Annotated in this window: 12 protein-coding genes; 7 read left to right on the top strand and 5 right to left on the bottom strand. The window is 58.9% G+C overall.

What is annotated here, in order from left to right; genetic code table 11:
* Positions 1-147: 147 nt before the first annotated feature.
* Positions 148-1,806 carry a glucan biosynthesis protein D gene (locus tag PGH32_RS11360; protein ID WP_314420754.1) on the bottom strand — a complete coding sequence of 553 codons (1,659 nt, stop codon included), beginning with the start codon at positions 1,804-1,806 and terminating at the stop codon, positions 148-150.
* Positions 1,807-2,144: 338 nt separating this feature from the next.
* Between PGH32_RS11360 and elaB the strand changes: the two genes are divergently transcribed.
* The 7 genes from elaB to PGH32_RS11325 all read left to right on the top strand — a co-directional run bounded on the left by elaB (position 2,145) and on the right by PGH32_RS11325 (position 9,499).
* Entirely contained in the window at positions 2,145-2,456 is a 312-nt protein-coding gene (gene elaB / locus PGH32_RS11355; RefSeq protein WP_123335182.1) for a stress response protein ElaB, read from the top strand.
* Positions 2,457-2,624: 168 nt separating this feature from the next.
* Complete coding sequence (gene menD, locus PGH32_RS11350; protein WP_337894077.1) at positions 2,625-4,292, top strand: 2-succinyl-5-enolpyruvyl-6-hydroxy-3-cyclohexene-1-carboxylic-acid synthase; 1,668 nt, start codon at positions 2,625-2,627, stop codon at positions 4,290-4,292.
* Complete coding sequence (gene menH / locus PGH32_RS11345) at positions 4,289-5,056, top strand: 2-succinyl-6-hydroxy-2,4-cyclohexadiene-1-carboxylate synthase (RefSeq protein WP_337894076.1); 768 nt, start codon at positions 4,289-4,291, stop codon at positions 5,054-5,056. Before menD ends, menH begins: the two co-directional genes overlap by 4 nt.
* An 11-nt stretch (positions 5,057-5,067) precedes the next feature.
* A complete protein-coding gene (gene menB / locus PGH32_RS11340; protein WP_337894075.1) occupies positions 5,068-5,925 on the top strand; it encodes a 1,4-dihydroxy-2-naphthoyl-CoA synthase in 858 nt (285 codons plus the stop codon).
* Entirely contained in the window at positions 5,925-6,893 is a 969-nt protein-coding gene (gene menC / locus PGH32_RS11335; protein WP_314420746.1) for an o-succinylbenzoate synthase, read from the top strand. The genes menB and menC overlap by 1 nt, the downstream gene beginning before the upstream one ends.
* Positions 6,875-8,236: an o-succinylbenzoate--CoA ligase gene (menE, locus tag PGH32_RS11330; RefSeq protein ID WP_337894074.1), complete on the top strand. Its 1,362-nt coding sequence runs from the start codon at positions 6,875-6,877 to the stop codon at positions 8,234-8,236. The genes menC and menE overlap by 19 nt, the downstream gene beginning before the upstream one ends.
* Positions 8,237-8,308: 72 nt before the next feature.
* Positions 8,309-9,499, top strand: coding sequence for a nicotinamide mononucleotide deamidase-related protein YfaY (locus PGH32_RS11325; RefSeq protein WP_314420744.1), 1,191 nt, complete (start codon positions 8,309-8,311; stop codon positions 9,497-9,499).
* A gap of 78 nt (positions 9,500-9,577) precedes the next feature.
* Here PGH32_RS11325 and yfaE read toward each other — a convergent pair whose 3' ends face one another.
* From yfaE to ubiG, 4 genes are all read right to left on the bottom strand, one after another.
* Positions 9,578-9,838: a class I ribonucleotide reductase maintenance protein YfaE gene (yfaE, locus tag PGH32_RS11320; RefSeq protein WP_314420742.1), complete on the bottom strand. Its 261-nt coding sequence runs from the start codon at positions 9,836-9,838 to the stop codon at positions 9,578-9,580.
* Position 9,839: 1 nt separating this feature from the next.
* Positions 9,840-10,970 (bottom strand): class Ia ribonucleoside-diphosphate reductase subunit beta, encoded by a 1,131-nt coding sequence (nrdB, locus tag PGH32_RS11315; RefSeq protein ID WP_205066257.1) that lies wholly within the window; start codon positions 10,968-10,970, stop codon positions 9,840-9,842.
* A 75-nt stretch (positions 10,971-11,045) separates the two neighbouring features.
* A complete protein-coding gene (nrdA, locus tag PGH32_RS11310; protein WP_314420739.1) occupies positions 11,046-13,331 on the bottom strand; it encodes a class 1a ribonucleoside-diphosphate reductase subunit alpha in 2,286 nt (761 codons plus the stop codon).
* 399 nt (positions 13,332-13,730) lie between these two features.
* Positions 13,731-14,456 carry a bifunctional 2-polyprenyl-6-hydroxyphenol methylase/3-demethylubiquinol 3-O-methyltransferase UbiG gene (ubiG, locus tag PGH32_RS11305; protein ID WP_337894073.1) on the bottom strand — a complete coding sequence of 242 codons (726 nt, stop codon included), beginning with the start codon at positions 14,454-14,456 and terminating at the stop codon, positions 13,731-13,733.
* Between the last annotated feature and the right edge of the window lie 94 nt (positions 14,457-14,550).

Below are 14,550 nucleotides of genomic sequence, written 5' to 3'. Positions count from 1 at the left end.
GCTGGCTTGAGCCCAGGATTAGCGATGAACTTTAGCCGCGCAGGAAGAAGCGTTCCCAGAGAAAATTTACCACGGATTTCATAAAAAGGCGGCCCATGAAAGGCCGCCTTGTAGCATTCCCCGGCTTGCTGGGAAGCGATAGCGATGTTAGCCGGCGGTCATAATCCGGTCATCAACGTATTTACGCTTATCCGGCGGCGGCGGGAAGTACTGATACAGCCAGGTTTCACTCAGCGTGTCATCTTTGGTACGCAGGAACATACGCATATTCACCGGCGCGGTAGAGTCGCTGTTCGGATACCAGTCAAACAAAATACGATAGCCGTTGATCGGTTCTACGAAGAGGATCTCGACCTGCTTGATCGTGCCGGAGGTGACTTCGATCACCGGTTCAATGCCCTTCGGCGCGGCGGCTTTCAGATCGCCACCGACAAAGTCCACGGCAAAACGACGCGACCAGACGTCCGGATAGTGCTCGCCCGGCGCCCAGCCTTCAGGGAAACCGCCCATACCGGTACGGGTCGCATTCACTCTCGCCAGGCCGCTACGGACCGGCGGCAGGCCGCTCCAGTAAAGCTTGTACTGGAAGCTGTGCTCGCTGCCGGCCTTGATCGGATCGGCCGGCTGCCAGAAGCAGACGATATTATCCAGCGTCTCGCCGGTGGTCGGGATCTCCATCAGATTCACCGCCCCTTTGCCCCATTTACCGACCGGTTCCACCCACAGGCTCGGGCGCTTGTTGTACCAGCCGATCACGTCCTGATAGTCCTGGAAATCGTGATTGAGCTGCAGCATACCGAAGCCGCGCGGGTTTTCATCCTGGTAGGCGTTGAAGGTCAGGCGCTGCGGGTTGTTCAGCGGGCGGCAGATCCACTCACCGGTGCCGGTCCACATGGCCAGACGATCGGAGTCGTGGATCTGCGGATGGATGGTGTCGCACATGCGGCGCTCGTTGTTGCCACAGCTGAACATGGTGGTCATCGGTGCAATACCCAACTGCCAGATATCCTTACGCGCATAGATGTGGTTTTCCACCTCCATCACCACGCGCTTTTCCTCGCAGTGGATGACGAACTTAAATGCGCCGGTGCAGCTTGCACCATCCAGCAGGGTGTAGACGGTGAAGGTGGTGTCATCGGCTTTTGGCGTTTCAAACCAGAAGGCGGTGAAGTCAGGGAACTCTTCTTTACCGTTGCTGAAGGTATCAATCGCCACGCCGCGTGCGGAAAGCCCGTACTGATAGGTTTCATCGACCGCACGGAAGTAGCTGGCCCCCAGGAACGAGACGATATCACGGCGTGCCAGCTCGGGTTTTTTAAAGGCGCGGAACCCGGCGAAGCCGAGATCGGTTTTGCCTTCCAGCTGGGCGGTATCTACGTGTGCATTATTGTAGTTGAACAGCTCGGGGCGGAAATGGATCTCACGCGCTTCGCGGCTGCCGCTGTCCACGGAGAACATGCGGATACGGCGTTTGAATCCCATCCCCACGTGGAAGAACTGAACGTCAAGCTGACGGTTATCGATGCCGTTCCACAGCGAGTGGTTGGCGTCGTACTGGATTTCGTTATAGGCCTGCGGCGTTAAGGTGGCCAGGGTTTCCGGCAGCGGTGCCGGCGCGCCACCGTAGGGTTTTTTCGCCAGATCGGCGGCTAATTTTTTGAGCACGTCAAAATCAAATCGCACGGCGGTGCCGTCGGCAATCTCGCTGTCTGCCCAGGCGGCCTGAGAGAACAGGGTGGAGATACCAGACATTCCACTTAAGGTGGCGAATGCCATTGACGCTTTCATAAACATTCTTCGATTCATGCCAGAAATCATATCCTTTGCTGAACGGAGCTTGTGTTGACTGTCGCGCGTACTACACGCATTCGCGTCGCCGGATTTGGCCCGACTACAGGGAGTTACGACAGCTTGCCTGGTGAGTAATTCAGTTCACGCAAAATTTATCAGATAAATCCAAAAACCGCAGTGATTTCCACGGCAGACAGGCGTGGAAGGTGCAATAAACAGCATCTTTACCAACAATCCCCCGCGCCCGACACGGGGGCTGTGGAGGGATGCTGGCCCTTTTTGCCATGCACGGCAAAAAATAGGGTCTATAGTTATTCAGCAAGCAATGTGTAATTCGCCCACGGAGGATGATAATGGCTACACAGACTGAACCGCATGAGACTCGACTGGATGACGATCTGGCCTTACTGACTAAAACGCTGGAAGAGGTGTTGAAGTCATCGGGCGATCCGGCTGACCAGAAATATGTAGAACTCAAAGCCAGAGCGGAGAATTCACTGCATGAAGTGAAATCGCGCATCAGCAATGCATCTGATACCTACTACTATCGTGCCCGTCAGGCCGTATCCCGCGCCGATGACTACGTGCATGATAAGCCGTGGCAGGGCATTGGTGTTGGTGCTACGCTGGGCCTGGTGATCGGGCTGCTGCTGGCTCGTCGCTAAGGCGAACACCCTGGTGCCCTCTCACGGGCACCGGTTTTTTGCAAATGATTCCCGCCGCCATTCCCCCGCTATAACTCTGACTAAAACCTGCGTAATACGGGTTTAAATCAATAAGATCGCCAAACTGCCTGCCTATAATGATTTCAGTCAAGTTGATCTGGAGTGGCAATGTCGCACGCAACGTTCAATCGCCGCTGGGCGACCGTTCTTGTTGAAACGCTTACCCGTCACGGTATCCGGCATCTCTGTATTGCACCCGGATCGCGCTCGGCCCCGCTGGCGCTGGCGGCCGCTGCCAGTGAGAAGCTGGTCTGCCACACCCATTTTGACGAACGCGGCCTCGGCTTTTTAGCGCTGGGGCTGGCAAAAAGTACCGGCCAGCGCGTGGCCATCGTGGTGACCTCGGGAACCGCCGTTGCCAACCTCTATCCTGCCCTGGTGGAAGCCCGGCAGGGGGGTGAGAGGCTGGTCGCCGTAACCGCCGACCGCCCGACAGAGCTGACAGGCTGCGGGGCCAATCAGGCCATTGCGCAGCCGGGGATTTTCGCCAGCCACGTCAGCGCTGCCCTTAACCTCCCTCGTCCCACCCCGGAAATTCCGGCTCGCTGGCTGGTGTCGGCGCTGGATACGCTGCTGGCAGGGCAGAAAAGCGGGGCGGTGCACATCAACTGTCCGTTTGCCGAGCCGCTTTACGGCGAAGATAACGACGACTACCGCTCGTGGGTTGATGACCTGGGCGAGTGGTGGCACGGCCAGGACCCCTGGCTTCACTATCCTGCTGCGCCAGGCGTTCCGCTGATGCCGGACTGGTTTTTTGCCCGCCAGCAGCGTGGCGTTGTGATCGTTGGCAGAGTCAGTGCCGCTGAGGGGCAGCAGATTGCCGCGTGGGCTGAGCAGCTTGGCTGGCCGCTGCTGGGTGATGTCCTGTCGCAGAGCGGCCAGCCGCTACCGCATTCCGCGCTCTGGCTCGGGCATCCTCAGGCCCGCAAGGCGCTGAATGATGCGCAGCTGGTAATACAGTTCGGCAGCAGCCTGACCGGGCGTAACCTTTTACAGTTCCAGCAGCAGTGCCGGTCAGCTACATGGTGGTTAATCGATCCGCTACCCGGACAGCGTGATCCCGCTTTTCATCAGGGCATTCGGGTCGAAGCCCGTGCGGGGGAGTGGCTGACCCGCCATCCGGCGATGCCGCGCCAGCCCTGGTGCCCGCAGCTGGCGTTACTGGCAGAGAAAACCCGCCGTTACCTGGCGCAGCACCTGACCGCCTTCGGGGAGGCGCAGCTGGCACATCGGCTGCCTGAGCTGCTGGCGGAAAAAGGCGTGCTGTTTCTCGGCAACAGCCTGGCTATCCGGCTGGTGGATGCGCTGGCCCAACTGCCTGCGGGATACCCGCTTTATAGCAACCGCGGTGCCAGCGGCATCGATGGATTAATTGCCTCTGCCGCAGGCGTTCAGCGCGGGCTCGGGCAGCCGTTAATGCTGCTGCTCGGCGACCTCTCCGCTCTCTATGATTTAAACAGTCTGGCGCTGCTGCAGCACTCCTCCGCCCCGGTCGTGGTGCTGGTAGTGAATAATCAGGGCGGGCAGATCTTCTCCATGCTGCCGACCCCACCCGATAAACGGGAGCGTTTCTTCGCCATGCCGCCAGCGGTGGATTTCAGCCATGCGGCGGCGGCATTTGGCCTGCAGTACCGGCGTGCTGACAACTGGCCGGCGCTGGCGGCCGCGGTCGATGAAGGATTCTCCCGCGGCGTCACGCTGATTGAAGCGGTCTGCGAGGGGGATGCCGGTGCGCAGACGCTGGCGAGCCTGTTCCGAGAGGTGATAACGCTGTGATTCTTCATGCGCGCTGGCAGGGACATCATCACAGCATCAGGCCGGTGCTGGTCTGGCTGCATGGTTTCCTCGGCAGCGCGGATGACTGGCTGTCGGTGCAGCACTACTTCCGCCACTGGCCGATGCTCAGCGTCGATCTGCCGGGCCACGGCGGTTCTCAGGCGCAAACCGTTAGCGGTTTTGATGAGCTGTCGCAGCGCCTGACCGCGACGCTGAACTACCATGAAGTCGAACGCTACTGGCTGGTCGGCTACTCGCTCGGTGCGCGGCTGGCCTTTTATCATGCCTGTCGCCACGATGATGGCCGCCTGTGTGGTCTGCTTGCCGAAGCCGGGCATTTTGGGCTGAGCCGTCAAAGCGAGCGTGAAACGCGCCGCGAGCACGATTTTGGCTGGGCGCAGCGTTTCCGTCAGCAGCCTCTGCCGCTGGTCCTCAGCCAGTGGTATCAACAACCGGTATTTGCCGAGCTGACTAACCCGCAGCGGCAGGAAGTGATTGCCCGTCGTCTGAATAATCGCGCGGAAGGCCTGGCGGCCATGCTGGAAGCCACCTCCCTTTCCGTTCAGCCCGATCTGCTGGCGGAACTGCGGCAAAAAACGATCCCTGTCCATTACCTGTGTGGCGAATGGGACCTCAAATTCTTACAGCTGGCGCAGCGATCGGGAATGAACCCGCTGGTGATCCGCGATGCCGGGCATAACACGCACCTCGCTAACCCAATGGCATTCGCCCATCAGCTTTCGCTGGTACTGAATCACTCTTAATAGGAGCTCCGATGATTTCTCCCGATGAATCCCTGCTGACCGCCCCGGTACAGTGGCTGCCGGTCCCCATTCAATTCAGCGATATTCGCTATCACAAAACGGCGGATGGCATTGCTAAGATCACCATCAACCGTCCGCAGGTGCGCAATGCCTTTCGTCCGCTGACGGTGACGGAAATCCAGCAGGCGCTGGACGACGCCCGTCGCGATCCGGCGGTCGGGGTAATCATCCTGACCGGCGAAGGCGAGCTGGCATTCTGTTCCGGCGGCGACCAGAAAATTCGCGGCGACTACGGCGGCTATCAGGACGATGCCGGGGTACATCATCTTAACGTGCTGGACCTCCAGCGGCAGATCCGCACCTGTCCCAAGCCCGTTGTGGCGATGGTGGCCGGCTATGCGGTGGGCGGGGGACATGTGCTGCATATGATGTGTGACTTAACGATTGCGGCAGATAACGCGCAGTTTGGTCAGACCGGGCCGAAGGTCGGCTCCTTCGACGGCGGCTGGGGTGCCGCCTATATGGCGCGTATCGTCGGCCAAAAGAAAGCGCGGGAAATCTGGTTCCTCTGCCGTATGTATAACGCGCAGCAGGCGCTGGATATGGGGCTGGTCAACACGGTGGTGCCGCTGGCGCAGCTTGAGCCGGAAACGGTGCGCTGGTGCCGCGAGATGTTGCAAAACAGCCCGATGGCGCTGCGCTGTCTCAAGGCGGCGCTGAACGCCGACTGCGACGGGCAGGCCGGTTTGCAGGAGCTGGCGGGTAACGCCACGATGCTGTTTTACATGACCGAAGAGGGGCAGGAAGGGCGCAACGCCTTTAACCAGAAGCGCCAGCCCGATTTCTCATCATTCAGGCGTAATCCATAATGCGCAGCGCAACGCTGTTCAGCTATCAGCTTGCGCTGGATGCGGGCGTCATTTTGCGCGACAGGCGGTTGAAAACCCGTGAGGGAATGCTGGTTAAGCTGATCGACGATAGCAGTGAAGGCTGGGGAGAGATCGCGCCTCTGCCGCAGTTTAGCGTGGAAACGCCCGAGCACGCGCGGCATGAGGCGGTGAGATGGCTGGCGCGCTGGTGTGCCGGAGAACAGCCGCCGGAAAGTCCGTTGCCTTCGGTCGCGTTCGGCATCAGCTGCGCCCTGGCCGAGCTGGAAGGGCGGCTGCCCGCTGAAGGGAACCTGCGAAGCGCGCTGCTGTGCAGCGGCGATCCGGATGCGCTGTTTGAACGTTTACGCAATCAGCCTGCCCCGCTGGCAAAGATGAAAGTGGGGCTGTATGAGGCGGTGCGTGACGGGATGCAGGTCAATCTGCTGCTGGAAGCGCTGCCGAATCTGACACTGCGGCTGGATGCAAACCGCAGCTGGACGCTGGAGCGGGCATTGAAGTTTGCCCGCTATGTTACCACCGAGCTGCGCGGGCGAATCGCCTACCTGGAAGAGCCATGCAGAACGGTGGCCGAGAGCCTGGCCTTTGCCCGACAGACCGGCATTGCTGTCGCCTGGGATGAAAGCCTGCGTGAGGATACGACGTTACTGAGCGCGCAGCAGGGGGTAAGGGCGGTGGTGATCAAACCTACGCTGACCGGCAGTATCCAGAAGGTGCAGCGGCAGGTTGCAGCGGCTCAGCGGCTGGGACTCACCCCGGTTATCGGTTCCGCGCTGGAGTCCAGCCTGGGGCTGACGCAGCTGGCACGGCTGGCACAGTGGCTAACCCCGGACAGCGTGCCGGGGCTGGATACCCTGCAGCTGATGCAGCAACAGCTGCTGCGCCGGTGGCCGGGCAGTTCGTTACCGGTTTCAGGGATGGAGGGACTGCAATGTCTGTGGCAACAATAAACGACTGGCCCTGGCTGCACTGGCAGCAGCGGTATCCGCAGGCGACGGCCATTGACTGCGGAAGTGAAACAGTAAGCTGGCAGCAGCTGGCTGAGCGAATTACCGGGTACGCTAACGGCTTTCGCCGGCAGGGCGTGATGCCCGAGATGACGATCGCGCTGCGCAGCCGCAACGGCCTGCAGGCGCTGCTGGCGTGGCTGAGCCTGCTGGCATGCGGCACTAAGGTGCTGATGCTCAACCCGCAGCTGCCGGATGCTCAGCTGGATCGGCTGTTACCGGAGCTGGGCGTGGCCTTCGCCCTCAGCCTCGATGCGCCACCGGTCCCACAGGCGGCACAGCTGAACCTGGAAACGGCCAGCGGGCGGGTTCAGTACCCCTGGCGGCGGGACGCGCTTGCGACGCTGACGCTGACGTCAGGCACGACCGGGCGGGCGAAAGCGGCCGTGCATACCTTTGATGCTCACCTGCGCAGCGCGGCGGCGGTGATCGCGCTGATGGATTTCACCCCACGGGATCGCTGGCTGCTGTCGTTACCCCTGTTTCACGTTTCCGGGATGGGGATCGTCTGGCGGTGGCTGTCCGCCGGAGCAACGCTGGTCGTTGATGAGTCACGTGATATGCCGGCGGCGCTGGCGCGCAGCAGTTTTGCTTCGCTGGTGCCAACCCAGCTGTGGCGTTTACTGAATCAGCCCGCGCTACCCTCCGGTTTGCGTGCCGTGCTGCTCGGCGGAGCAGCCATCCCGGAAGAGCTGACCCGTCAGGCGGAGGCCGCCGGGATCCGCTGCTGGTGCGGCTATGGTCTGACCGAGACGGCCTCCACGGTCTGCGCCGGCCGCGTGCAGGGATCCGGCAGCGTTGGCATCCCGCTCCCGGGGCAGGAGGTGAAGCTGGTCGAAAACGAGGTCTGGCTACGCTCGCCAACCCTGGCACAGGGCTACTGGCAAAACGGTGAACTGCAGCAGATGACCGACGATAACGGCTGGCTGCATACCGGGGATCGCGGGCACTGGGATCGGAATGAACTGCACATTGACGGGCGTCTCGATACTCTTTTTTTCAGCGGCGGCGAGGCGGTGCAGCCCGAGGTGATTGAGCGGGTGCTGCTGGCGCATCCGGCGGTAACGCAGGCTGTCGTGGTACCGCAGACGGACAGCGAATACGGCCAGCGACCGGTGGCGCTGGTGTTGGCCGACATCCCACTGGATACGCTGGCAGAGTGGGCGGCTCCCCTGCTTGCAAACTACCAGAATCCGGTTGCCTGGCATCCGCTGCCCCGTTTTGAGGGAGAGGGGATTAAGCCGTCGCGCCATCGCCTGTTGGCCTGGCTGCGCGATCGGAAATAGAGGGGAAAATCACATTGTTTTTATCGGGCGGGCTTCTTACAGTGTAAAGACCTGAGAAACCCGGAGATAAAAATGATAAGAGTGGAAATGCTCGCCACAGGTGATGAAGTGCTGCACGGTCAGATCGTGGATACCAATGCAGCATGGCTGGCGGGGGTGCTGTTTGAAAACGGTTTACCGATGACCAGCCGCCAGACGGTGGGTGACAGCCTTCCCGAGCTGGTCAGCGTACTGACCGAGCGCAGTAAAGTCGCCGATGTGCTGATCGTTAACGGCGGTCTTGGCCCGACCAGCGACGATCTCAGCTCGCTGGCCGCGGCAACAGCGGCCGGTGTCGGGCTGCAGATCCACCCGGAGTGGCTGGCCAAAATGGAGGCGTTCTTCGCCAGCCGCGGCAAACCGATGGCACCCAGCAATCGCAAGCAGGCTGAAATCCCGGCCGGTGCAGAAATGCTGGATAACCCGGTAGGCACCGCCTGCGGTTTTGCCATTGAGCTGAACCGGTGCTGGATCTTCTTTACCCCCGGTGTGCCCTCAGAGTTTAAAACGATGGTCACCGGCGAGATCCTGCCGCGGCTTAAAGCCCGCTACCCGCTTCCCGAACCGCCGCTGTGCCTGCGAATGACCACCTTTGGCCGTGGCGAGAGCGATCTGGCCTCGGCCATTGAACCGCTGCCGCTGCCGGAAGGTGTGGTGGTGGGATACCGCGCTTCCATGCCGATTATCGAACTCAAGCTGAACGGCCCGGCGGACAAGCTGGCAGAGATGGAGCAGTTCTGGCAGCAGGTGCGGGACATTGCCGGTGACAGCGTGATTTTCGAAGGGCTGGAAGGGCTGCCGGAGCAGCTGGCGCGGCGGCTGGGCGAGCGCGAGCTGTCGCTCAGCGTCAGCGAACAGTTTACCGCCGGGCTGCTGCAGTGGCAGCTGGTCTCCGCAGGCGCAAAACTCAATGCAGGCAACGTTCTCCCCAATCGCCCGGAATCCCTGACGCAGCTGGCGGATCGCAGCCGCGTGCTGGCGCAGGAAAATGATGCGCAGGTGGTGCTGATCGTGGGGGGGATCGAAGAGGATATGCTGGGATTCGCGCTGAATACGCCGGACGGTATCTTTGCGCAGCGGGTGAAGTTTAACGTCAGTCGTCACGGTCTGAAAGCCAGGCAAGATATGGTCGCTATGCTGGCACTGAACATGCTGCGCCGCTGGCTGAATGGTCAGACGGTCACGACCGGACACGGCTGGATTGACGTGGTGGAAACGCTGTAACGGCACGGGCCACAGGGCGATCCGAAGCAGTGGTCGCCCGCAGTCCGGGGGTGGTTTTTCCCGATGGGTGCCGCCGTTTTACAGTTCTATCTCGATATCGCCCTGCGCCTGACAGCAGCAGGGCAGGATCTCGCCCTGCTGGATAAAGGCCAGCGGTTTGCTCGCGTAGCTGACTTCACCTTTCAGCAGGCGGGTTCGGCACGAACCGCAGTACCCTTCCCGACACTGATATTCAATACAGACTTTATTCGCCTCAAGCGCGGCGAGCAGGGAAGTATGATGTTCCCTGCACTCCAGCTGCGTGCCGGAAGCACGCAGGGTAATAATCGAACGCGTCATTTTACAGTTCGAAGTCGCTGAGATCGTCGGTATTCACTTCTGCGTCAATCTGACCGACCAGGTAGGAGCTGACCTCAACTTCCTGCGGTGCCACCTGAACGTTGTCCGACACCAGCCAGGAGTTAATCCATGGGATTGGGTTTGAACGGGTTTTGAATGGCAGGTCCAGGCCGACGGCGTTCATGCGAATATTGGTGATATATTCAATGTACTGCCACAGGATATCCTTGTTCATGCCGATCATTGAACCGCCGCTGAACAGGTATTCCGCCCACTCTTTTTCCTGCTCGGCTGCCAGTACAAACAGGTCGTAACACTCCTGGCGGCACTCTTCGGCTATCTCGGCCATTTCCGGATCGTCTTCACCGCTGCGCAGCAGATTCAGCATGTGCTGGGTACCGGTCAGGTGCAGCGCTTCGTCACGGGCGATCAGTTTGATGATTTTCGCGTTACCTTCCATCAGCTCGCGTTCAGCGAAGGCAAACGAGCAGGCGAAGCTGACGTAGAAGCGGATCGCCTCCAGCGCGTTGACGCTCATCAGGCAGATATACAGCTGCTTTTTCAGCGTGCGCAGATTGACGGTGACGGTTTTACCGGCCACCTCATGGGTGCCTTCACCCAGCAGATGCCAGTAGCTGGTCATCTCGATCAGATCGTCGTAGTAGCCGGAGATATCCTTCGCGCGGGACAGGATCTGCTCATTAGCCACGATGTCGTCAAAGACCACGGCCGGATCGTTGACGATATTGCGGATAATGTGGGTGTAGGAGCGCGAGTGGATGGTTTCTGAGAACGCCCACGTCTCGACCCAGGTTTCCAGCTCCGGGATCGAGATCAGCGGCAGCAGCGCCACGTTCGGGCTGCGTCCCTGAATCGAGTCCAGCAGCGTCTGGTACTTGAGGTTGCTGATGAAAATATGCTTTTCGTGATCCGGCAGCGCCTGATAGTCGATGCGATCGCGTGAAACGTCCACTTCTTCCGGGCGCCAGAAGAACGAAAGCTGCTTTTCAATCAGCTTTTCGAAGATATCGTATTTTTGCTGATCGTAGCGGGCAACGTTGACCGACTGGCCAAAGAACATCGGCTCCAGCAGCTGGTCATTTTTGTTCTGGGAAAACGTGGTGTAAGCCATAAATAGTTATCCGTCGTGGTAGCAGAATCGTGCTACAGAAATCAGAGAGGGGGGCCACCGATGGCCCCCTGGGGATTAGATTTTGCAGGCGCCGCTTTCGCAGCCGTCATCCTGAATTGAAGGTGCCAGGTCATCCTGCGCATCTTCCGCACCATCACGGGTGTTCTGGTAGTACAGCGTTTTCACGCCGAACTTATAGGCGGTCAGCAAATCTTTCAGTAGCTGCTTCATCGGCACTTTGCCGTTGGCGAAGCGCGTCGGATCGTAGTTGGTATTAGATGAAATCGCCTGATCGATAAACTTCTGCATCAGGCCAACCAGCTGCAGATAGCCGTCGTTGTTCGGCATTTCCCACAGCAGCTCGTAGTTATCTTTCAGACGCTCATACTCCGGCACCACCTGGCGCAGGATACCGTCTTTAGACGCTTTAATACTGATATGGCCGCGCGGCGGTTCGATGCCGTTGGTGGCGTTAGAAATCTGCGAAGAGGTTTCTGACGGCATCAGAGCTGACAGCGTGGAGTTACGCAGGCCGTGAGTTTTGATCGACTCGCGCAGCGCTTCCCAGTCCAGATGCAGCGGTTCGTTGCTGATCGCATCCAGATCTTTCTTGTAGGTATCAATCGGCAGAATACCCTGAGCATAGGTGGTCTCGTTAAACCACGGGCAGGCACCCTGTTCGATAGCCAAATCGTTAGAGGCCTTCAGCAGCCAGTACTGAATGGCTTCGAAGGTTTTATGCGTCAGGTTATTCGCGCTGCCGTCGGAATAACGCACGCCGTTCTTCGCCAGGTAGTAGGCGAAGTTGATAACACCAATACCGAGGGTACGACGACCCATTGCACCGCGCTTCGCGGCCGGGATTGGGTAATCCTGATAATCCAGCAGGGCATCCAGCGCACGTACCGCCAGGGTTGCCAGCTCGCGCAGGTCATCCAGGCTTTCAATCGCGCCCAGGTTGAATGCGGAAAGCGTACACAGGGCGATCTCGCCGTTTTCGTCATTCACATCCAGCAGCGGTTTGGTCGGCAGCGCGATTTCCAGGCACAGGTTAGACTGGCGAACGGGGGCGATGGCCGGATCGAACGGGCTGTGGGTGTTGCAGTGGTCAACGTTCTGGATGTAGATACGGCCGGTAGAGGCGCGTTCCTGCATCATCAGCGAGAACAGGTCAACCGCTTTCACCCGCTGCTTGCGGATGCTGTCGTCTTTCTCATATTTGGTGTACAGACGCTCGAACTCTGCCTGATCGGCGAAGAAGGCATCGTACAGGCCCGGTACGTCGGACGGGCTGAACAGGGTGATGTCTTCACCCTTGAGCAGGCGCTGATACATCAGCTTGTTGAGCTGTACGCCGTAATCCATATGGCGCACGCGATTGCCTTCCACGCCGCGGTTGTTTTTCAACACCAGCAGGCTTTCCACTTCCAGATGCCACATTGGATAGAACAGGGTGGCCGCACCGCCGCGCACGCCGCCCTGAGAACAGGACTTAACGGCGGTCTGGAAGTGCTTGTAGAACGGAATACAGCCGGTGTGGAACGCTTCACCGCCGCGAATCGGGCTGCCCAGTGCGCGAATACGGCCTGCGTTAATACCGATACCGGCACGCTGGGAGACGTATTTGACGATGGCGCTGGAGGTGGCGTTAATGGAATCCAGGCTGTCGCCGCACTCGATCAGCACGCAGGAGCTGAACTGGCGGGTTGGGGTACGCACGCCGGACATGATTGGCGTCGGCAGAGAGATTTTGAACGTGGAGATCGCATCGTAAAAACGCTTCACGTAGTCCAGACGCGTTTCGCGCGGGTAGCCGGAGAACAGGCAGGCAGCCACGAGAATATAAAGGAACTGGGCGCTTTCATAGATTTCGCCGCTCACGCGGTTCTGCACCAGGTACTTACCTTCCAGCTGTTTAACCGCGGCGTAGGAGAAGTTCATATCACGCCAGTGGTCGATAAACCCGTCCATCTGCTCGAATTCTTCGCGACTGTAGTCTTCCAGCAAATGACGATCGTATTTACCCATCTCCACCATACGCGTCACCTGGTCGATAAGCTTCGGCGGCTCAAACTGGCCGTAGGCTTTTTTACGCAGGTGGAAAATCGCCAGGCGGGCGGCCATGTACTGGTAATCAGGCGCATCGCGGGAGATCAGGTCGGCCGCAGACTTGATAATCGTCTCATGGATATCGGAAGTACGGATACCTTCGTAGAACTGGATATGCGAACGCAGTTCAACCTGAGAGACGGAGACATTTTGCAGCCCTTCGGCAGCCCAATCGAGCACACGGTGGATTTTATCTAGATCGATGCGTTCGGTACGGCCATCGCGCTTAGTGACAAGCAGACTCTGATTCATGTCGCGTTTTACCTGTTTTTAACAAATAATCCCCACGTTTATGCACAGCTTGCTCGTTGTGAGTAACTCTGTGGATAAACACTATATATAGGGGGTGAGAGAAGACTGGATAACAATATGGTGAGTATTCTAGTAAGTTTCGTGTGGTTAACAAGGCTTGATTTTCACTACGATTTGCTGTCCGTTGACCCCCGTTTTGGCTAAGTCCACGTTTCTCAAGGCCCAGGCTCATGTCAATGGGAAAAGATTTTTTTTAGCAGCGTGATTGAACGCAGAAATATTGTGCAGAACGGAAATTTCCAGAATTTTCTGGCTCTAAAGCGTTAGCCGGCGTGCCAGTAATTCCAGCTGATGAGACTGTGGTAAAAAAAGCCCCGGTGATTCACCAGGGCGGAGGGGTTACTCAGGGCGGTGCGTATGGACCATATAGTTAACGTCCACACCCGGTGCCAGCTTGAAGTGGTTGGTCAGCGGATTGTAGTGCAGGCCGATCATGTGGCGCTCGCGCAGCGACGTTTCATCCACCCAGTTCAGCAGTTCGCCCGGGCGAATAAATTTCTTAATATCGTGGGTGCCGCGCGGCACCATGCGCAGGACGTATTCCGCACCGACAATCGCCATCAGCCAGGCCTTGCTGTTGCGGTTAATCGTTGAGAAGAACACGTCGCCGCCGGGCTTCACCAGCTTCGCGCAGGCGTGAACCACGGAGCATGGGTCCGGTACGTGCTCAAGCATCTCCATGCAGGTCACTACGTCGTACTGCCCGGCAAACTCTTCGGCATGCTCTTCGACCAGCTGCTGGACGTAATCAATTTTCACGCCGCTTTCCAGCGCGTGCAGGCGGGCAACCTGCAGCGGCTCCGCGCCCATATCCAGACCGGTTACATTCGCGCCTTCCCGCGCCATGCTCTCCGCCAGGATCCCACCGCCGCAGCCGACATCAAGGATTTTTTTGCCGAAAAGACCGCCGGCATGCTGCGCAATGTAGCCAAGACGCAGCGGGTTGATGCGGTGCAGAGGTTTAAATTCCCCTTCCAGATCCCACCAGCGCGAAGCAACGGCTTCAAATTTAGCAATCTCTCCGCTGTCGACGTTCTGAGCGGCCCCGTTTTGTTCTTTATTCATTGGGTTATTACTCCAGCCAAAGTTCGCTGCAGTATACATGTTTCGTGACCCCTGTGGGCAGCGCTGCGGGTAAGGGGAGGTTCAGAATGCAATA

Source organism: Erwinia sp. SLM-02 (assembly GCF_037450285.1).
Taxonomy (GTDB): domain Bacteria; phylum Pseudomonadota; class Gammaproteobacteria; order Enterobacterales; family Enterobacteriaceae; genus Erwinia.
Note: the sequence above shows the minus strand (reverse complement) of the source record. Positions and strands in the feature narration are given on the sequence as shown.